This is a genomic window from Polynucleobacter yangtzensis, from assembly GCF_027924165.1.
Taxonomy (GTDB): domain Bacteria; phylum Pseudomonadota; class Gammaproteobacteria; order Burkholderiales; family Burkholderiaceae; genus Polynucleobacter; species Polynucleobacter yangtzensis.
Window position 1 is genome coordinate 1,956,928 of sequence record NZ_AP026973.1, and the last position, 19,172, is coordinate 1,976,099.

A 19,172-nucleotide genomic window follows, 5' to 3' on the forward strand; every position below is an offset into this window, starting at 1 on the left:
GTGATCCGGGGCGGAATCGAACCAGGGCCGAGGATAATTAATCCAAGTAATATTATTTGTTTGACTTGGAGGGCTGCGCGGGAACAGCATTCTGGGCTTGACGAATGAAAATAGCTTCGCCAATCTTATCAAAAGCACTCTCATAAACCTTTGGGTCATCAATCGGAGTATCGTCAGTTGCTTTTTGACCGTATTGCCCTGTTTTAGTTTGGCTATCCACAAGATTTAATCTAACTCTTGTCTTTTTGGGTGAGATCTCTTCAATAGAAACGGTGACAGCCGTCCTACCTTCCATATTCATAGAGCCGATCAATCGCGCAAATTGGGCGATTGGCGAATCTATTTGCTTATTCGGCGATACAGCAGTAATAAACCCAGTATCCAAACTAGCTGAGCCAATGATGTATCCCAAATCTTGAAGAACTGACATCACGGAATTAAAAGTAGTTTTCTTGTCGGCCTCGAATACTTTAGCTTGATAAGCTTGAATTTCTAAAGATGTCTTTTGGGGCTTTACCGCCTGCTGAACACAAGCCGAGAGCGATAAGACGCTGACAAATAAAACAGGAATTAGTTTTTTCATATTTAGTATTAAAAGGATGATGATCTAGAGGAGAAATCAACAACTGTCTTTACGCCTTTAATATCTTTAAACTTAATAATTAAGGTCATTGTTCTGCTTGACTGCTCAAATCCAGAAGACTTACTGGTACCGCCCAACAAAATAATCGTGGCATATGAAGAGTTAGATGCGGCGTTAGCAACAGTCGCGTTTCTCTGATAGGTCCAAACATCTTCGCCTTCAGCGTTCTGAGTGACTAAGTTGGGGGCACCAAAAGTTTCAACTACTTCAGCCTGTGTAGTCACATTTTTCTTCAAGGTCATACTCACCTGGCCTGAAGTCAGATTGCTTTTAGACATTGGTTCACCAACGGGCGTCGTTCCGACGCAGGCAGTAAGCAATAAAGGAAACAACAAAACTAAGAGGCTTTTCATTTTTTAACCTTTACAGATACAACTAATTTAGGATGGTTGATTTTATAAGCTTTTGTTGGGGGCGAAACGAAAAAACCACCCGAAGGTGGTTTTGGTGTTTCTTGGTGGCCCGGGGCGGAATCGAACCACCGACACAAGGATTTTCAATCCTCTGCTCTACCGACTGAGCTACCAGGCCAAGACTTGGAATTATAACGAATTTGCTTTAAGCGCCCTTGATTTGGGGGATTTGCTTAATTTCATGGGCTTCATGCCCATGGTTAAAGGGGGTCTAGCTCTCGCCTTTATTCCGCGAGGTATCTATTCCAAGCGCCTTTAGCTTGCGATACAAGTGGGTACGCTCAAGGCCCGTGTACTCAGAAATCTTGGTCATACTGCCACCCATGATTTGCATCTGATGCTCAAAATACGCTTTTTCAAATAGATCTCTAGCCTCTCTTAACGGCAGGTCAAAGTACGTTTTTGCTATTCCGCTGATGAATTCACCCTCGGCAGGTGCTGGAGCTGATTCGACAACAGCCTGCTTTGGCGTTGTTACCGCATTTGTGTTGGCCTGAACAGCACGCTCTTGTTCGGGTTCAACATATTTAGGAGAGCTCTCTAAAGCCTTGCTAACCGTCTTCAAAAGCTTTTGTAGGGCAATCGGCTTTTCTAAAAAATTGAGGGCGCCAATTCGAGTTGCTTCGACAGCGGTATCAATTGTTGCGTGGCCAGACATCATGACTACAGGCATTGTGAGTTGGCCAGTGTTAGACCACTCTTTTAATAAAGTAATGCCGTCGGTATCAGGCATCCAAATATCCAACAGGACTAAATCGGGTCGCATTTGTTCGCGAATCGTACGCGCTTGTATTGCGCTTTCTGCAGCGTACACAGTATGGCCTTCATCCGTCAGAATCTCATTGAGAAGCTCGCGAATTCCCATCTCGTCATCAACAACCAAAATACTAGCCATGCTTAGGCTGCCTCTTTTGCTAGATTCATAAACAATATTGATACCTGCGCACCAACTACTTCATCGCCCTGCATACGATTTCTAATTTCAATTTTCGCAGCGTGATCATCAACAATCTTCTTCACCACTGCCAAACCTAATCCAGTGCCTTTGCTCTTAGTTGTTACATACGGCTCAAAGGCTCTTGCCAATATCTTAGCTGGAAATCCAACTCCACAATCACTTATTGTTAAGCGCACCGCATTTTGGACAACGCCATTATGCTCACCATAAGGCACCAACTCTGTTTTTACCTCTACTGGACTGGTGGGATTTGGGCCTTCAAGAGTAGCATCTTGAGCGTTTTGGAGTAAGTTATGAATTACCTGCCTCAGCTGGGTTGGGTCACCCATAATATTTGGGCAAGCTGGATCCAACTTCGTTTTCAATGGGCTACCTTCATAAAGCCCCAAAATTTCTGAAGTAAGTGTATTAATAGAAACCGGCTTCAATTGAGGGGTTGGCGTCTTGGCAAAATCCCTGAAGTCATTCACCATTTCTTTCATGGCTTGCACCTGACCAATGATAGTTTCAGTGCTGCGATTAATCATTTCTTCTTGCTCAGGACTCAACTTACCAGCAAGCTTATGTTGCAGTCTTTCAGCAGAGAGCTGAATGGGTGTGAGAGGGTTTTTAATTTCATGGGCAAGGCGTCTTGCTACCTCACTCCATGCAATTGATCTTTGTGCGCTCACCACATCGGTAATGTCATCAAAGACAACCATTCGTAAATCACCAGTCAACTCTGTGCCACGCACAAATAAGGTAACGCCTAATTCATTTTCAAACTCATTGGTGCTGTGTAGCTGGATTTGTTTTTGCCATACAGGCGCATTGGTTTGTTTGGCGCTTTGTCCCGCGTCACCCTCGCTAACTACAGCCAGCTTCATGGTGGCAAAGCCTTCTTTAATAGCGCCCTCAAACTCTTGTAAAGCAGGACTGCTACTCAAGGGCTTTCCGTCAAGCTGGGTGAGGTCTTGACCAAAAATTCGGTCAGCCCCTGCATTGCTAGAAACAACGTTGTAGTTTTTATCAAAAATACATACGCCTGCAGTAAGACTTCCCAGCACGCGCTCCAAGAATGCCTTAGATTCTTGTAAAGAGGTCCGAGTATCAGCTAGCTGCCTTGTCATGACATTAAATTGACGCGTCAGCATGCCTAGCTCATCGCCAGTATCAAGCTCTGGCTTAGGCGATAAATCGCCCTGGGCAACCGCCTGTGTACCTCTCAACAGCATTAGGAGTGGGCGGGCTAACTGCCTACCCAACATGAGTGCCAAGGTAATTGCAACAAATACCGCAAAGAAAAGAGTGAGAGTTAGGGTTCCCACAAACATCTTACGCAGCCCTGTGCGCCCTAGTGATTTTTCTTGATACTCACTATAGGCGGATTCAACCGCAAAAATGTTCTTTGCAAGCGGAGTTGGAATATATCGCACCAGCTGTAAAAAATACTTATCGTCCGTATCTTTGCCCGAATCTAATTTGCTATGAATAGGTTTTTTGCGAACAATGGGAACAATCGCTCTAATGCGATAACCACGCTGCCCACCATCTACCTCAATTTGATCTAAAAAAGTAATGCCCTTCTTTTTAAAAGCCTCGGCTACCACCTCCGCACTAGGAGCAGGAAAATATTTCTTTGGCTTTACCTCGCTAGTGATAATCAAATTACGCTGCATATTGAAGAGACTTACCTCTTGAATGCCAAATTGATTACGAATCTTCATGATTGTGGCGCCAACCTGATCTGCTGTTGCGCCTGAAGGAGCCTGCACTACCTGTTCGGCAATAAAATTACCTTCGCCCAAAATCTCTTCTTGGGCAACCCGCAAAGTCACCCGCCCTAGCTCCAAACCAGAATTCAGCGCCGACTCTACCTTCACATCAAACCAAGTTTCAATACTTCGGGATACGAACTGCAAAGAAACGCCGTACAAAATTAAGCCGGGAACAATACCAACCAAAGCAAAAATCATCGCTAGCTTGGCAATCAAACGTGTGCCAAAGTGACCTCGATACCAACGCACTGCAATCACGCCCACCAAGGTCAAAATAACTAAGGTCAGACAAATTCCAATAACAACATTTGCGGCATATAGCCAAATGAAGTAGTTGTCAAAAAACTCGGTGTTGGATGAAGCTATTGCCAATAGAACTAAAAGCAATAAAGCGAATACGCCAATTAAAACAATCGTGATTGGTACGACTTTTTTACCCAATGCTTTTGATGTAAAAAAGCCTGAGTCCAGCAGGGATGCTATAGATCTCATCGTTTAATCAGGTTGGGGCCATTTGAAGAGAATGGAAAGCGGTACCAATCGCTAGAAACATTCCAGTCACGGTTGTTTAGCGCATTGACCTGAAACGGTTTTGGCAACTTACTTAGGTCTAGGTTCATGCGCATACTAGCTGTATAGGATTTACCTGGATCTAGTTGTGAATTCTCCATGACACGCCACCCACCAATGCTGCCCACTGCTTGTAAAGCCTCAGACATTGATTTAGCTGAGAAAGTAAACCCCTCGGAAGCAATGCGATACTGCTGCGTTAAGGGCTGGTATGACAAACGGGTTTGTCTTTGTACAAGAGCTGGCTTTTCATCAAACCAATACCAGCGCGATCTCGTTAAATCAAACTCAGTCTGAAAATACAGCACCACGCCTTTTTGCACTGCGTCTTCTAGACCTGGAGATAATTCAATCTGAAACGTAGCGCTCAAAAGCCAGTCGTTATCAGACCTCTCCAACTCAAAGGATTTGATCTTGATACCTTCTGCACTCACGGTGGTTGAGAAAATTCCCAAAACCATCAAGAACAAAAAGAGGAATTGTTTAATTCTTTGGCTCATGGCCCATTTTTCTTAAACAAAGCATAGTAAAAACCGTCGTTTAGTTCACCAGGCAAAATCTGACCTGGAGCGCCTAATCGTACCGCATCGCGGTGCTGCTCAGCAAACCAAGCGGCCTGATCCTCACCCTCTTCAAAAAATATTGAACATGTGACATATAGGAGGGCGCCCCCTGGTTTGAGCATCTTCCACGCCTGATTCAGAATACCGCGCTGCCTTTCTTGCAGGGCTCTTACATCAGCCTCACGTCTTAAAAACGGTATGTCTGGATGGCGAGACACAATCCCCGAAGCAGAGCAGGGCGCATCGAGCAAAATTTTGTCAAAAGGAATGCCATCCCACCATGCAGCTTTAGAGGCATCGCCACGAAGCACTCTTACCTTGTCAGAATGCAAGCGAAGGCGATCTAAATTACCGCCAATCTTTCCAATCCGCTCACCATCTAACTCCAAAGCCTGCACTGAGCAATCGGCAAGCTCTAATAGATGCGCTGTTTTGCCACCGGGAGCTGCGCAAGCGTCTAACACTAGCTCGCCATCTTGTGGGTTTAACAAAATTGCAGCAAGCTGAGCTCCCGCATCTTGGACAGATACAGCGCCACTATAAAAACCTGGCAAATCAGAAACAGGTACAGCTTCTGGAATTAAAAGCGCAGAAGGCAAAGCAATACCAGCCACTTCATCAATTGGTTTTGATGCAATGCCAGCATCAGACAACAATGATTGATATTGCTCGCGCGTATATTGCCGTTGATTGACACGCAAAATTAATGGTGCGCGCTTAGCCTGCTGAAACAAAATCGCTTGCCACTGTTTAGAGTAATTGCGTTTTAAATTTGCGCGCCACCATGCGGGCACATACATTGGAATGGGGTCAGGCGGGTAACGCCTATCACCTTCGGGCGGCTGCACTAAGAGGCTGACCTTACGTAGAACCGCATTCATCAACCCCTTGGCATACATGGTCTTGTCATATTCGCCACACGCCTTCACAGCCTGATCAACAATGGTATGCGCTGGATATCCTTTGCCCTCTGTTGCATCCTGCAAAAATAAAGCGATTGCCACGCTTAGCAAGTGATCTGTTTCAGGCGGCGGAGTCTTTGGAATAAATTGCTTGATTAACTCATGCGAGCGCACCCACTTTCGTAGCGCATCAAAACTGAGGCTTTGAACGATAGGTCGCTCATGCGGCTCAAGTTGATCCAAGACTTCTGTAAGCGATCTTCCGCTCATTACCTCACTGATTGCTTGTGCTGCAATAGTGATTGCTTCTGAAAGCGGGAGACTGCGTGGTGTTTTTTGGTCGGTCAAATTAATTTGCTCCGGGGCATTCCCCGTTTTTAGCCATGTGCATTAAGCGTGCCACCCGCTCTTCTGTAGGGGGGTGGGTTGAGAATAGTTGCGCAAGGCCGCCAGCACCAAGAGGATTCAGAATCATCATCTGTGCAGTTTCTGGATGTTGCTCAACAGCCTGAAATGGAATACCTTGGGCATAGTTATGAATTTTTTCTAGTGCATGCGCAAGAGCCTCTGGATCAGAGCTAATTTCTGCACCACCACGATCAGCCTCATATTCCCGTGCTCGTGAAATACTCATCTGAATCAGGCTTGCCGCTATTGGCGCCAATATCGCCACCATCAAACTCGCTATTGGATTGTTGGGTCTGCCCTCTGAATCGCGCCCGCCAAAAAACATCGCAAAGTTTGCTAATGCAGAAATTGCACCTGCCATAGTTGCAGCCACTGTTGAAATCAAAATATCTCGGTGGCGAACATGCGCCAGCTCATGGGCCATAACGCCGCGCAACTCACGATTCGAGAGAATTTTTAGAATGCCGGTTGTTGCGGCAACGGAAGCGTTTTCTGGATTGCGTCCCGTTGCAAATGCATTCGGCGCATCTTCATTAATCAAAAATACTTTAGGCATTGGCAAACCAGCCTTCTCGGCCAACTCTTTCACCAATGCATAAAACTGGGGCGCAGATCTTTCGTCCACCTGTTGTGCATTAGTCATCTTCAATACCATGGTGTCAGAAAACCAATAGCTGAAAAAATTCATACCGACAGCCATCAACAAAGCCATCAACATGCCTTGCTCGCCGCCCAGCATGCCACCAACCACAATAAATAACGCAGTAATGGCTGCCATCAAAACAGCAGTCTTTGCAAAATTAAACATTTCTACTCCTTTGACAAAAAATGCAACTGTTTTTGATCAACGCCAATCGACTGTAAGCAGGTTTTAGCGTCAATTTTTTTGCCCCCAGGTTTTTGCATGTGCATAACCTCGACGACGCCTTGACCACACTGAATATATACGCCATCACCACTGAACCCAAGCACATCACCAACGCTGCCGGTTGAGCCTACCGCCCCGACCTCCGGAATTCTGGAATCCCAAAGCTTCAACACCAAACCACCCACCTGACCAGTAGCGCCAGGGAAAGGATTAAAGGCACGAATGCGTTGATCGATTTCTTTTGCACTTAAGGACCAATCAATTTCTGCTTCGCTCTTTAGTATTTTTTCAGCATAAGTAATGCCTTCGTTTGGCTGTGGCACCCGGTTCATATTTTTACTTTGCTGCAAAGCATCTAAGACGCTCACGATCGAATCTGCCCCAAGTTGTGCCAATCGATCATGCAAGCTTGCGCTTGTTTCATCGGGGGCAATATCAAGACCAGAAACTAAAACGGTATCACCAGTATCAAGACCTGCATCCATTTGCATAATGCAAATACCAGTCTTTGCATCTCCGGCCTCAATCGCCCGCTGAATTGGCGCAGCACCACGCCAACGCGGAAGCAAGGAAGCGTGAATATTAAAGCTGCCAAATCTTCCGGGTCGTTCGCTAATATCCAAAATTTCTTGGGGCAAGATCAAGCCATATGCAACAACAACCATGGCATCAAACTCGATTGAGGAGAGGCGCTCATAGGCTTCGTCAGCTTGTACTTTTTTTTGTGGATCAACACTAGTGCGCCTTAGAGTTTCGGGCTGCAATACCGGAATATTGTTTTCTAAAGCAAACTCTTTAACCGGGCTTGCTTGTAAATGCATACCCCTGCCAGCACGGCGGTCCGGTTGAGTGAAAGCCAAAACAATTTCATGCCCAGCAGTGTGGATTGCACGCATGGCTTGCGCAGCAAACTCTGGGGTTCCAGCAAAGACAATTTTCATTGGGGCGCTTAGCGCTGACCTACTAATTCTTTAGCGCGCTTCTTCATTTTTTGTGAGATACGAGTTCGCTTGAGGATTGATAAATATTCGACAAATACTTTTCCCTGCAAGTGATCTAACTCGTGCTGCAAACAAACCGCTAACAAACCATCAGCGTTTATTTCAAATTCTTTGCCGTTAACATCTAATGCCTTAACTCGGATTTCTGCTGGTCTTTCAACTTCGTCATAAAAATCAGGGACAGACAAGCAACCTTCGCGCCAAGATTTCGTTTCCTCGCTTGCCCAAACAATTTCCGGATTAATAAAAACCATCAACTCGTTTTGATCATCAGATACGTCGATCACTACGATGCGCTCATGTATGTCTACCTGGGTTGCCGCCAAGCCAACTCCGGGAGCTTCATACATGGTGTCCGCCATATCCGCGACAATTTTTTTAATGCGAGCATCAACCTGTGCAACTGGTTTTGCAACCTTATGCAGGCGGGGATCTGGATAACAAAGGACGTTTAACAAAGCCATATAAGAATTATCCAACAGAGCTATCAGTCTGTCCTGATTGTTCTAATTCCCCTATGGCACAAAATTGATTTATGCAATTAACGCCTGTAATGGCCAACGCCATCCGCATCGATCGTAAAAGTGCTGACTACCCTCGCCGTCTTCACGATTTATATGACCCTCCAGACTCGCTCTATATATATGGGAATGCGGGTCTTTTAAAGAAGCCCATGATTGCCATCGTCGGCTCAAGAAAAGCCAGCCCAGAAGGCTTAAAAAATGCTCGCCACCTTGCACAGGGTTTATCCAAGGCGGGGGCGCTCATTGTTTCTGGGATGGCAATGGGCATTGATAGCGCGGCCCACCATGCGGTTATTGAGCTTGGGCCGGGCCACTTTACCGCCGCCATACTGGGTACCGGCTTAGACCTTGTTTATCCCCGTCAAAACATCAGCCTCTCTAGGGCCATTGGACAACAGGGGCTACTGGTATCTGAGTTGCCTATGGGGACGGGCCCAAAGGCATGTCACTTTCCCAGGCGAAATCGCATCATTGCAGCCCTATCGCTTGGCGTTGTAGTCATAGAAGCGGCAAAAAGGTCGGGCTCTCTCATTACCGCGCGCTTGGCTGCAGAGTTGGGAAGAGAGGTTTTCGCCCTTCCTGGCCCTGTAAGCAACCCCAATTCAATAGGTTGTCACCTGCTGATTCAACAAGGCGCAAAACTGGCCTTTAGGACCAGTGACATACTTGAGGAGCTCGATTTTTCCCTAAAAACCGCGTTTAAATAGCTTTAAAGCAAGGTTTTGCTATAAAAATAGGCAATCTGTTGCAACCAAAATAGGCAAAAAATTGGGGTTTTTGGACTTTTCTTAATTTATCGGTTAATAATAAAAAAGGGGTATGCAGTTGGCTGGGTCCTGTTTAGGCATTAATCGACCCTCCGTTTTACCCAATAAATCATCATTTTTAGCTCAAATTTAGGCAAAACGCGTGGCGACTAAAGCAACTACCAAAAAAAGCAGCTCGAAGACTACTGCCGGGGATAACCCAAAGGCTCTCATCATTGCCGAGAAGCCCTCAGTTGCCAATGACATTGCTAAGGCCCTGGGTGGCTTTACAAAATATGAAGATTATTTTGAAAGCGATGAATTTCTGATTTCTTCTGCAGTGGGTCATTTATTAGAGATCGCCGCTCCCGAAGAATTCGACGTAAAACGTGGCAAGTGGTCTTTTGCCAATCTGCCAGTGGTGCCTCCATATTTTGACTTGCGTCCGATTGCCAAAACAGAGTCACGCTTAAAAGTTTTACAAAAGCTTATTAAGCGCAAAGATGTCACCGCACTTATTAATGCATGCGACGCGGGGCGCGAAGGTGAGTTGATTTTCCGTTTGATTGCGCAACATGCAAAAGCATCGCAATCTATTAAACGCTTGTGGCTGCAATCGATGACGCCAGCAGCAATTCGTGATGGCTTTGCCAACTTACGAACCGATGAAGATATGCAGCCCCTTGCAGATGCAGCGCGTTGCCGCTCTGAAGCAGATTGGCTAGTTGGCATCAACGGCACTCGCGCCATGACCGCGTTTAATAGCAAGAGTGGTGGCTTCTTTTTAACCACGGTCGGCCGTGTTCAAACCCCAACGCTCTCAATTGTGGTTGAGAGAGAAGAGCTCATTCGTAAATTTATTTCTAAAGACTACTGGGAAGTAAAGGCGGAATTCATTGCTGCAGCAGGCATCTATGAAGGTCGTTGGTTTGATCCGAAATTTAAAAAACATGCTGCCGAACCAGATGCGCGGGAGAATCGCTTATGGAGTGAAGCGGCGGCCCAAAGCATCGTAGCGGCATGTCGCGACAAAAAAGCAAACGTAACCGAAGAAGCCAAGCCAGCCACACAGCTTGCTCCTCAACTATTCGACTTAACTAGCTTGCAGCGCGAAGCGAATGCACGCTTTGGCTTCTCTGCAAAAAATACACTAGGTCTTGCACAAGCTTTATATGAGCGTCACAAGGTATTGACGTATCCGCGTACTGATGCAAAAGCACTGCCAGAAGATTATCTCGACACGGTTAAACAAACCATGGAGAACCTCTCTGAGCATTCGCAAGACTATCGTGCATTTGCAAAACAAATTCTGCAAGGCGATCCCAAAGATCCAAAAGCCAAGGCGGGCTATGGATGGATTAAACCGAACAAGCGTATTTTCGATAACTCCAAAATTTCCGATCACTTTGCGATCATTCCAACTCTAGAAAAGCCAAAGAGTTTGAGCGAGCCGGAGGCAAAACTCTACGATTTGGTAGTGCGTCGTTTCTTGGCGGTGTTTTATCCCGCCGCAGAATTCCGCGTTACTACTCGTATTACAGAGGCTTCAGGACACCACTTTAAAACTGAAGGGCGTGTGCTCGTAAACCCAGGCTGGCTAACGGTCTACGGCAAATCCAATCAGGCAGATGATGAGCTGGTTCCGGTCCAAGAGGGCGAATCAGTTCAAACAGAAACTATTGCTGCTGTGCCATTAAAAACAAAGCCGCCTGCACGCTATACAGAAGCAACATTGCTCTCCGCAATGGAAAGCGCTGGTAAGTGGGTAGATGATGATGAAATGCGCGAGGCTATGGCCGAAAAAGGCTTAGGCACTCCTGCAACACGCGCGGCAATAATTGAAGGCCTGCTAGCAGAAAAATATATCGTACGCGAAGCACGTGAGCTGATACCAACAGCAAAAGCATTCCAGCTGATGACCTTATTACGCGGCTTAGATGTTGAAGAATTAACACGCCCCGATTTAACTGGTAGCTGGGAGAACAAACTTTCCCTCATCGAGCAAGGCAAGATGAATCGCGATACCTTCATGCAAGAGATCGCGCAGATGACCCAGCGCATCGTGAAGCGCGCTAAAGAATACGATAGCGATACTATCCCTGGCGACTATGCCACTATGACCACGCCATGCCCGCACTGTAAGGGTCCGGTGAAAGAAAACTACCGTCGTTTTGCTTGCGAAAAGTGTGGCTTTACTATCAGCAAAACACCTGGCGGACGTGCATTTGAATACCCTGAAGTTGAAGAGTTGCTACGTGAAAAAACGATTGGCCCTCTGCAAGGATTCCGCAGCAAAATGGGAAGGCCATTTGCAGCAATTATCAAGTTGAGTGAAATTCCAGAGGACGATAAAGACTATCCAAATGCTGGTTTCAAACTCGAGTTTGATTTTGGTAATACACAAGATGATGAAACTGAAGTGGTTGATTTCACGGGTCGTCAAGCTCTAGGAGTTTGTCCTAAATGCTCTGGCGCTGTTTATGAAGATGGCATGCGCTATGTTTGTGAAAACAATACGGGCCCAAGCAAAACGTGTGACTTCAAAACTGGCAAGGTTGTTTTACAACAAGAAGTATCGGCAGAACAGGTTCAAAAGTTATTGAAAGAAGGCAAAACTGATCTTCTGACTAACTTCAAGTCGAACCGCACTGGGCGTGGGTTTAAGGCCTACTTGGCCTTAGATTCAGCGGGCAAAATCGGCTTTGAATTTGAGGCCAAAGCCCCCAAGGTAGAGGGTGCTGCTAAAGCCCCTGCAAAGAAACGGGCTGGTGCAAGTGCAGCAACTAAATCAGCTGCAAAACCTAAGCGCGCTAGCAAAGCAAAGTCATCCTCTAGTAGCTGAGCGGTAATAAGCTTGGCCGCTAGAGCGGACCATAAAATTCCACGCGACCCCAAGGCGGTAGCCAGAAATATTCCTGGACGCTGAGTGAGGGCGCCGATGATAGGCAAACGATCGCCAGCAACACAGCGAACGCCAACAAATTCACCGGTCTTCACTAACGAGCGAGTATCGCCTTCTTCATAAGCTACCAGGCCCTTAGCCTGCTCACGATTGAAGTCATCACTTTCATCTCTTGGCGCAAGATCGTCTTCGCCCTCATCAAAACTCGAGCCTACAATCCATTGATAACTGCCGTTCTCTAAACGAGTTGCGGGCAGACAATACCCATCGCCAGAAATCCCGACATTTGGCAACCTTTCGGCCCAAGGATCTCCTTCTTGGACGGAGAAAATACTGAGTTGTCCACGCACCGGTCTTAAAGGCAAGCGAACATCAATGCTGCTCATTAAAGGCTTGGCCTCCATGGCGCAAGCTATAACCACCTTGTCCGCTGCGACGACGATCTCATTTTTTGAATCAAATAAATGCCAAGCTTTAGCAGCCTTTTCAAGGCGCATAATGCTTGTGTTCCAAACGCAAGTTAACCGCGCGTGATTTTTCAATAGCTTATTACTTGCTTCGGATAAATTTAAGCCAGCACCTCGCGGCAACCAAACACCGCTTTGCTCAATTCCACAAACACGCTGCGCTTCTTTAGCATCCATAGCCATTGCCATATCGGTATCAAGATCTAAGGAAAGAAGATGCTCGATCGTTTGTGCACGATCAAATACTTTGTCTTTTTTGGTTGGCTGAAATATTCCATGCTGCTGCCATACATTTTTCCAGCGCGCTTCTGCTAGCAAAAATGCAATACGCGTTAGACGCAATAGGCGTGGAGAGCCTTTACCAATATGGGGATGAGCAATGGCATAAGCATGGCTGGAACAGGCGGTAGCTGGAGATGCGGCGGCGTCAATAATACAAACTGATTTGCCGCGCACGAGCAACTCATTTGCAATAGTTGCTCCACAAATGCCTGCCCCAATCACCACTATTTCATGGTGTTGGGGTTTGGTCATTTAATAAATCTATATAAAACGTTTGTGATTACTAAAGACTGATCAGCATTAAGCATTCAAACGTTGTTCGATCTTAGAGCGAGTTTCTTTCAACTCTTTTGGCAAACGATCGCCAAGGTGTTCGAACAATTCTGTGTGAAGCTTAAGCTCATTCTTCCATTCATCAATTCCAACATTGATGGCTTTAGAGAACTTCTCTGCTGAGTAATCAAGGCCGCCCCAGTGCATATCTGTGTACTCTGGAGTAATACCAAACGGTGTTTCTTTGCCGTTTGCTTTGCCTTCGGCGCGATTCAAAATCCAAGAAAGAACGCGCATGTTCTCGCCGAAGCCGGGCCATACAAACTTGCCATTTTCGTCTTTGCGGAACCAGTTCACACAATAGATCTTCGGTAACACAGCGCCTTCGGCCTCCAACTTCTTGCCAATATTTAACCAGTGTTGGAAGTAGTCGCTCATGTTGTAACCAGCAAATGCAATCATTGCAAATGGGTCACGACGTACAACGCCGATCTGTCCTGTAATCGCTGCGGTAGTTTCTGAGCCCAATGTTGCGGCCATGTAAACACCCTCAACCCAATCACGCGCTTCGCTAACCAAAGGCACAGTGTTTGAACGGCGACCGCCGAACAAGAAAGCATCAATTGGAACGCCTGCAGGATCATCCCAGTTTGGATCAACCGCTGGGTTATTGGTTGCCGCAACAGTGAAGCGTGAATTTGGATGTGCAGCTTTACGACCGGCCGCGCCATCAGCAGGAGTCCAGTCTTTACCTTGCCAGTCAATCAAATGTGCCGGTGGGGTTTCTGTCAAACCTTCCCACCAAACATCGCCATCATCAGTCAAACCAACGTTAGTGAAAATCACGTCTTGGTTCAATGAGTCGATACAGTTTTGGTTTGTTTGGCGATTAGTCCCAGGGGCCACGCCAAAGTAGCCAGACTCAGGATTGATCGCAAATAAACGGGTTTTACCAGTAACGGGGTCTTTGCGCGGCTTGATCCAAGCAATGTCGTCACCAATGGTTGTTACCTTCCAACCATCGAAGCCTGCTGGAGGAATCATCATGGAGAAATTGGTTTTGCCACAAGCAGATGGGAATGCTGCAGCGATATGGTATTTCTTACCCTCAGGTGAAGTTACGCCCAAGATCAACATATGCTCAGCCAACCAACCCTGGTCACGGCCCATGTTCGATGCAATGCGCAAGGCAAAACATTTTTTACCTAACAATGCATTGCCGCCGTAGCCAGATCCAAAGGACCAGATCTCACGAGTTTCTGGGTAATGAACGATATATTTGTTCTTGTTGTTAGGCCATGCGACGTCTTTTTCACCGGCAGCTAAAGGCTTGCCAACTGTGTGGATGCAAGGAACGAACTCGCCGTCAGCGCCCAACTGATCAATAACTGCCTTGCCCATACGAGTCATCAACTTCATATTGATTGCAACGTAAGGGCTGTCAGATAACTCAACGCCAATGTGTGCAATTGGTGAGCCGATTGGGCCCATTGAAAATGGCACAACATACATTGTTCTGCCACGCATGCAGCCATCAAACAATGGCTTCAATGTAGCACGCATCTCGCTAGGTTCAACCCAGTTATTGGTTGGACCGGCGTCTTCTTTCTTGGCAGAGCAAATGAAGGTGCGGTCTTCAACGCGCGCCACATCCTCAGGATCAGACAAAGCTAAAAAGGAATTTTTACGTTTAGCAGGGTTAAGGCGCTTAAATACACCAGCCGAAACCAAAAGCTCACACAACTCATCGTACTCGGCCTGTGAGCCATCACACCAACGAATTGCGTCAGGCTTGGTCAGAGCGGCAACTTCGCCAACCCACTCAATTAAACGCTTGTTTTTTACATAAGCTGGCGCATTCACATTGATTTGGCCGCTGGTAGTTGAAGTCATATGTTTCCCTATGAAGATTGAATTTTTTAATCCGACAATTTTATCATTTTGGGTGAATTTTTACCCTCAACCCCACACCGCACAAACCCTTTACTTGCCAATACAAAATTGGCTGAAGATTTTGCCCAAAAGGTCATCAGGAAGCAGTTTGCCGGTAATTTCACCAAGGTGTTTTTGCGCTAAAGATAGCTCTTCTGCAAACAACTCCAGCGAATTGTTGCCATTTGCGGCAAATTGTTCTGATTTTTCAATATGTTCGGCGGCTCGCTCTATGCAATCTAAATGTCTTCTACGGGCCAAAATTGTGCCCTCTTGAGGTCCATCCCAGCCCACAATCTCCAAAATCTTCTGCTTCAGCCGATCTATTCCCACTCCAGTTTTGGCAGAAATCAATAAAGCCTGATCGGACGGCAATTTTGGAGATTCTGGCAGTAAGTCCGCCTTATTGACGACCTCGAGTACAGCACATTTAGGAGGCAATTCCTTCAAAATCTGGGCTTTTAGCGCATCTTCTTGATTGCCTGCCTGGGCATCGGTCAAAAAAATCACCATATCGGCAAGGCGAATGGCATCCCAAGATCTCTCAATTCCCTTTGCTTCGACTATGTCGGACGTTTCCCTCAAGCCCGCGGTGTCAATAATGTGCATTGGCACACCATCAACGGCAATACTTTCCTTCACTCGATCGCGGGTAGTTCCAGCAATGGGGGTAACAATGGCCACCTCTTCCCCGGCCAAGCGATTTAATAGGGAGCTTTTCCCAACGTTAGGGGCCCCAGCCAAAACCAACTGGATTCCATCGCGCAAGATTTTTCCCTGCTTAGCGCCAGCACGTAAAGCCTGCAACTTTTCTTTTACAGCCGCCAAGCGTTGACGCGCTTGGGCGTTTTCCAAAAACTCAATTTCCTCTTCTGGAAAATCGAGGGTTGATTCAACCAAAATTCTGAGCTGAGTAATTTCTTCGATGAGATTGTTAATGTCATCAGAAAAAGCACCCTGCAAGGAGCGCGCGGCTCCACGCACAGCCGCCTCACTTTGCGCATCAATCAAATCTGCAATTGCCTCGGCTTGAGTCAAATCGATCTTGTTATTGAGATAGGCGCGCAAAGTAAATTCACCAGGCTCTGCGATAACGAGTCCCTCGTTTTTTCCCAACTCTAGACAGCGCTTGATTACCAACTCAAGTAGTTGCGGTCCACCATGACACTGCAGCTCTAAAACATCTTCGCCCGTGAAAGAGGCTGGTCCAGCAAAGTAAATGGCAATAAGCTGATCAATAGCATCGCCGTGTTCGTCAAACAGCGTTAATAGGTTGGCCTGACGTGGAGAAAGTTTTTTTTGAAAAAGGGAGCTTGTGATGGGTTGTAGGTTTTGTCCGCTAATGCGAACAACGCCCACGCCAGCCTTACCCTGTGCGGTTGCGACAGCAATGATAGGCAATTTTCTCGTCATCATTGCTGTCTACTTATTACAAAGTTTTATGCAGCTCGCAAATTACTTAGCGGGCTTTTTTCCAAACATTTGGTTAATTTGCCACTGCTGTGCAATTGATAACAAATTATTTACAACCCAATACAAAACCAAACCTGCAGGGAAAAAGAAGAACATAACCGAGAAAACAATTGGCATGTACATCATGATTTTTGCCTGAACCGGATCTGGTGGTGTTGGATTCAATTTAGTTTGTACAAACATTGAAGCAGCCATAATCACTGGAAGGATGTAGTACGGGTCTGGAACCGAAAGATCATGAATCCACAATACCCATGGCGCCCCACGCATCTCAACCGAGGACAACAAAACCCAATACAAAGAGATAAACACGGGGATTTGAATAACCACAGGGAGACAACCTCCCAGCGGGTTAATCTTTTCTTTGCGATACATCTCCATCATGGCTTGATTGAGCTTTTGTGGCTCGCCTTTGTACTGCTCTTTCATGGCCACCAAGCGGGGTTGCACTTCCTTCATGCGCGCCATTGATTTATAGCTTGCGGCAGAAAGCGGGAAGAACACCAACTTAATTAAGATGGTCAAAAGAATGATTGACCAACCCCAGTTGCCGACATAAGAATGGATGTTGTCTAGCAGCCAAAAAATTGGTTTGGCCAAAATGGTTAAATAGCCGTAGTCTTTCAGCAACTCAAACCCAGGAGCGATGGTTTCTAAAACACGCTCTTCTTGTGGACCAACAAATAGCTTGGCTTTTTCGACAACGGAAGATCCTAAGGCAACCACACCGAGGGGGGTTTGCATACCAATTCGATAGAGGCCGTTATCAATTCTGCCGGCGTAAATATCGCGTGCAGCTTTATCGCCTGGGATCCATGCGCTTGCGAAATAGTGTTGGACCATTGCAATCCAAGCCGGCTCACCAGCAGCTACTTGAGTAGGGATGGTAATTTTGTTTTTATCAATTGCCGTGAACTCGAGCTTATTAAACTTTTCTTTGTCGGTATAGGCAGCAGGTCCAGTAAAGGTACTAGTAGAAAAGGCGCCGTCGAAGGGGCCGATTTTTTGTTCTTGCGATGCGTCGCGCACAATCTCCGTGTAAAGAAAAAGTGGGTTTGGGTTGTTTGATGATTGGGTAACGCGATGCCCAACATCCACAACATAGCTGCCTGGATTAAGAATGAATGTTTTTTCCAACTTAACGCCATTGCGCTCGCTAACAAAAACAGCAAACGGTCTGCCCGAGCCATCTTTACCGGATTGAGCTAACTTAAATGTACTTGTATGGTTTGGCAGATCATTATTTCCAAGGGAAATTAATCCTGAACGAGCGAAGTATTTGTGTGTCGGTGTGTATTGGAACAATTCAACCGGCTTATTTTCTGCGGTTAAAGATTTCAATAGCTTTGCGCCAATAACGTTTGCGCCGCTTGCGCTGATCTCCAACACCAAAACATCGTTCTGTAATGTGAACTTTTCTGCGCCTTCAATCGCGCCACTACTTACGACAGGGGTTGCAGCAACAGCTGGTGATCCTGAGATTTGTGTAGGAACATCAACCTTATTGGCGGCGGCTGCTTTTTCTGCAGCTACTGGGGCGCTTGCTGGAGCACCACCAAACAAAGATGGCTTGCCTTCATGAACCTGCCAATTGTTGTAGAGCATAAGACCCGACATCGAGAATACAGCCCAAAGAATTGTTTTTTTAAAGTCCATTTACATTCACTTAAGTTGATGTTTTTGTATCTTTTAAAGCAGGATCATAGCCACCGCGTGACCATGGGTTGCAGCGCAAGATACGCCACACCGTTAATCCAAGGCTTTTTAAAAATCCATAATGACTAAAGCAGTCACAAGCATATTGCGAACAACTGGGTACGTATTTGCAGTGCATTCCTACATATGGGCTTAATGTTAGTTGATAAATTCTTACTAACTTTATTGCCATACTGTTTAAAACGCGCACCTTAAATTAACCCTGAAATTTGAGAGCGCAGAATTTCTTTTTCTTTTTTTCTAAGCCTGCCTCGTGTCTCGCGACCAATTGGTTTTTTGAGCTTAACTACAACATCTTTATTTAAGGTGTTGGCTTGAGCCGCCCAAACCAATTCGCGAATCATTCTCTTGAGGCGATTTCGGTCAACCGCTCTTTTGGCTAACTTCTTTGCTACAGCAACCCCCAAGTCAGGCTTGGCGCCCTCTTGGGTGGATGCAGCATATACACCCCAGTACAAACTTGTCTGGGGACGTATTTTTAGTAATTCAGAAATCCTAGCGCTATTCAATGGCTAAATTAAACAGCCAAACGCTTGCGGCCTTTTGCACGGCGTGCATTTAAAACTGCGCGTCCGCTTTTGGTTTTCATACGAATGCGAAAGCCGTGAGTGCGCTTGCGACGTGTTACTGAGGGTTGGTAAGTTCTTTTCATGTTCGATCCCTGGAAAACCAAGTATTTTCCTTGTTGCAGAGCAAAAGGTCAATCTATCTTGATGAATATGTAGGTGTTTTTCTCTATTTTTGGTTAAATTTCTCTTAAATCATTAATTTAAA

General features: G+C 46.2%; 17 protein-coding genes, 1 tRNA gene and 1 pseudogene. 2 read left to right on the plus strand and 17 right to left on the minus strand.

Annotated elements, in window-relative coordinates; all coding sequences use genetic code 11:
* Positions 1 to 52 precede the first annotated feature (52 nt).
* The 10 genes from QMF28_RS09855 to def form a co-directional block, all read right to left on the minus strand.
* Positions 53 to 583, minus strand: coding sequence for a hypothetical protein (locus QMF28_RS09855; RefSeq protein WP_281742507.1), 531 nt, complete (start codon positions 581 to 583; stop codon positions 53 to 55).
* A gap of 8 nt (positions 584 to 591) precedes the next feature.
* Entirely contained in the window at positions 592 to 996 is a 405-nt protein-coding gene (locus QMF28_RS09860; RefSeq protein ID WP_281742508.1) for a hypothetical protein, read from the minus strand.
* A gap of 102 nt (positions 997 to 1,098) precedes the next feature.
* Positions 1,099 to 1,174, minus strand: a tRNA-Phe gene (locus QMF28_RS09865).
* A gap of 93 nt (positions 1,175 to 1,267) precedes the next feature.
* The gene (locus QMF28_RS09870; RefSeq protein ID WP_068320002.1) at positions 1,268 to 1,951 is read right to left on the minus strand and encodes a response regulator; all 684 of its coding nucleotides are present in this window, start codon (positions 1,949 to 1,951) and stop codon (positions 1,268 to 1,270) included.
* 2 nt (positions 1,952 to 1,953) lie between these two features.
* Entirely contained in the window at positions 1,954 to 4,263 is a 2,310-nt protein-coding gene (locus QMF28_RS09875) for an ATP-binding protein (RefSeq protein ID WP_281742509.1), read from the minus strand.
* The gene (locus QMF28_RS09880) at positions 4,260 to 4,841 is read right to left on the minus strand and encodes a DUF4390 domain-containing protein (protein ID WP_068320005.1); all 582 of its coding nucleotides are present in this window, start codon (positions 4,839 to 4,841) and stop codon (positions 4,260 to 4,262) included. The genes QMF28_RS09875 and QMF28_RS09880 overlap by 4 nt, the downstream gene beginning before the upstream one ends.
* Positions 4,838 to 6,154, minus strand: coding sequence for a 16S rRNA (cytosine(967)-C(5))-methyltransferase RsmB (gene rsmB / locus QMF28_RS09885; RefSeq protein ID WP_281742510.1), 1,317 nt, complete (start codon positions 6,152 to 6,154; stop codon positions 4,838 to 4,840). Before rsmB ends, QMF28_RS09880 begins: the two co-directional genes overlap by 4 nt.
* Position 6,155: 1 nt before the next feature.
* A complete protein-coding gene (gene htpX, locus QMF28_RS09890; RefSeq protein WP_281742511.1) occupies positions 6,156 to 7,022 on the minus strand; it encodes a zinc metalloprotease HtpX in 867 nt (288 codons plus the stop codon).
* Between the two features lie 2 nt (positions 7,023 to 7,024).
* A complete protein-coding gene (gene fmt, locus QMF28_RS09895; RefSeq protein ID WP_281742512.1) occupies positions 7,025 to 8,023 on the minus strand; it encodes a methionyl-tRNA formyltransferase in 999 nt (332 codons plus the stop codon).
* An 8-nt stretch (positions 8,024 to 8,031) separates the two neighbouring features.
* On the minus strand, positions 8,032 to 8,547 hold the full coding sequence (def, locus tag QMF28_RS09900; protein WP_281743683.1) for a peptide deformylase: 516 nt from the start codon (positions 8,545 to 8,547) through the stop codon (positions 8,032 to 8,034).
* A gap of 71 nt (positions 8,548 to 8,618) precedes the next feature.
* On the opposite strand from def, the gene dprA reads away from it, so the two are divergent.
* Both dprA and QMF28_RS09910 read left to right on the plus strand, forming a co-directional pair.
* Entirely contained in the window at positions 8,619 to 9,314 is a 696-nt protein-coding gene (gene dprA / locus QMF28_RS09905; RefSeq protein WP_281742513.1) for a DNA-processing protein DprA, read from the plus strand.
* Between the two features lie 202 nt (positions 9,315 to 9,516).
* Positions 9,517 to 12,195, plus strand: coding sequence for a DNA topoisomerase III (locus QMF28_RS09910; RefSeq protein ID WP_281742514.1), 2,679 nt, complete (start codon positions 9,517 to 9,519; stop codon positions 12,193 to 12,195).
* On the opposite strand, the pseudogene mnmC1 reads toward QMF28_RS09910, so the two are convergent.
* From mnmC1 to rpmH, 7 genes and pseudogenes are all read right to left on the minus strand, one after another.
* Positions 12,165 to 13,256: pseudogene (mnmC1, locus tag QMF28_RS09915) on the minus strand (FAD-dependent 5-carboxymethylaminomethyl-2-thiouridine(34) oxidoreductase MnmC1); the annotation flags it as partial. The gene QMF28_RS09910 and the pseudogene mnmC1 sit on opposite strands and share 31 nt — an antisense overlap.
* Positions 13,257 to 13,304: 48 nt before the next feature.
* Complete coding sequence (locus tag QMF28_RS09920) at positions 13,305 to 15,170, minus strand: phosphoenolpyruvate carboxykinase (GTP) (protein WP_068320024.1); 1,866 nt, start codon at positions 15,168 to 15,170, stop codon at positions 13,305 to 13,307.
* A 90-nt stretch (positions 15,171 to 15,260) separates the two neighbouring features.
* Complete coding sequence (gene mnmE / locus QMF28_RS09925; RefSeq protein WP_281743684.1) at positions 15,261 to 16,622, minus strand: tRNA uridine-5-carboxymethylaminomethyl(34) synthesis GTPase MnmE; 1,362 nt, start codon at positions 16,620 to 16,622, stop codon at positions 15,261 to 15,263.
* 42 nt (positions 16,623 to 16,664) lie between these two features.
* Positions 16,665 to 18,338 (minus strand): membrane protein insertase YidC, encoded by a 1,674-nt coding sequence (gene yidC / locus QMF28_RS09930; protein WP_281742515.1) that lies wholly within the window; start codon positions 18,336 to 18,338, stop codon positions 16,665 to 16,667.
* A gap of 10 nt (positions 18,339 to 18,348) precedes the next feature.
* Positions 18,349 to 18,570, minus strand: coding sequence for a membrane protein insertion efficiency factor YidD (yidD, locus tag QMF28_RS09935; RefSeq protein WP_281742516.1), 222 nt, complete (start codon positions 18,568 to 18,570; stop codon positions 18,349 to 18,351).
* Between the two features lie 19 nt (positions 18,571 to 18,589).
* Positions 18,590 to 18,907, minus strand: a complete 318-nt coding sequence (gene rnpA, locus QMF28_RS09940; RefSeq protein WP_255536806.1) for a ribonuclease P protein component — start codon at positions 18,905 to 18,907, stop codon at positions 18,590 to 18,592.
* 8 nt (positions 18,908 to 18,915) lie between these two features.
* Positions 18,916 to 19,050 (minus strand): 50S ribosomal protein L34, encoded by a 135-nt coding sequence (gene rpmH, locus QMF28_RS09945; protein WP_011903922.1) that lies wholly within the window; start codon positions 19,048 to 19,050, stop codon positions 18,916 to 18,918.
* Positions 19,051 to 19,172 lie beyond the last annotated feature (122 nt).

What these genes read in the sequence shown, in the direction of transcription:
- QMF28_RS09855 (WP_281742507.1), bottom strand. Translation starts at nt 583, where the DNA reads ATGAAAAAACTAATTCCTGTTTTATTTGTCAGCGTCTTATCGCTCTCG.
- QMF28_RS09860 (WP_281742508.1), bottom strand. Translation starts at nt 996, where the DNA reads ATGAAAAGCCTCTTAGTTTTGTTGTTTCCTTTATTGCTTACTGCCTGC.
- QMF28_RS09870 (WP_068320002.1), bottom strand. Translation starts at nt 1,951, where the DNA reads ATGGCTAGTATTTTGGTTGTTGATGACGAGATGGGAATTCGCGAGCTT.
- QMF28_RS09875 (WP_281742509.1), bottom strand. Translation starts at nt 4,263, where the DNA reads ATGAGATCTATAGCATCCCTGCTGGACTCAGGCTTTTTTACATCAAAA.
- QMF28_RS09880 (WP_068320005.1), bottom strand. Translation starts at nt 4,841, where the DNA reads ATGAGCCAAAGAATTAAACAATTCCTCTTTTTGTTCTTGATGGTTTTG.
- htpX (WP_281742511.1), bottom strand. Translation starts at nt 7,022, where the DNA reads ATGTTTAATTTTGCAAAGACTGCTGTTTTGATGGCAGCCATTACTGCG.
- fmt (WP_281742512.1), bottom strand. Translation starts at nt 8,023, where the DNA reads ATGAAAATTGTCTTTGCTGGAACCCCAGAGTTTGCTGCGCAAGCCATG.
- def (WP_281743683.1), bottom strand. Translation starts at nt 8,547, where the DNA reads ATGGCTTTGTTAAACGTCCTTTGTTATCCAGATCCCCGCCTGCATAAG.
- dprA (WP_281742513.1), top strand. Translation starts at nt 8,619, where the DNA reads ATGCAATTAACGCCTGTAATGGCCAACGCCATCCGCATCGATCGTAAA.
- QMF28_RS09920 (WP_068320024.1), bottom strand. Translation starts at nt 15,170, where the DNA reads ATGACTTCAACTACCAGCGGCCAAATCAATGTGAATGCGCCAGCTTAT.
- mnmE (WP_281743684.1), bottom strand. Translation starts at nt 16,622, where the DNA reads ATGACGAGAAAATTGCCTATCATTGCTGTCGCAACCGCACAGGGTAAG.
- yidC (WP_281742515.1), bottom strand. Translation starts at nt 18,338, where the DNA reads ATGGACTTTAAAAAAACAATTCTTTGGGCTGTATTCTCGATGTCGGGT.
- yidD (WP_281742516.1), bottom strand. Translation starts at nt 18,570, where the DNA reads ATGGCAATAAAGTTAGTAAGAATTTATCAACTAACATTAAGCCCATAT.
- rpmH (WP_011903922.1), bottom strand. Translation starts at nt 19,050, where the DNA reads ATGAAAAGAACTTACCAACCCTCAGTAACACGTCGCAAGCGCACTCAC.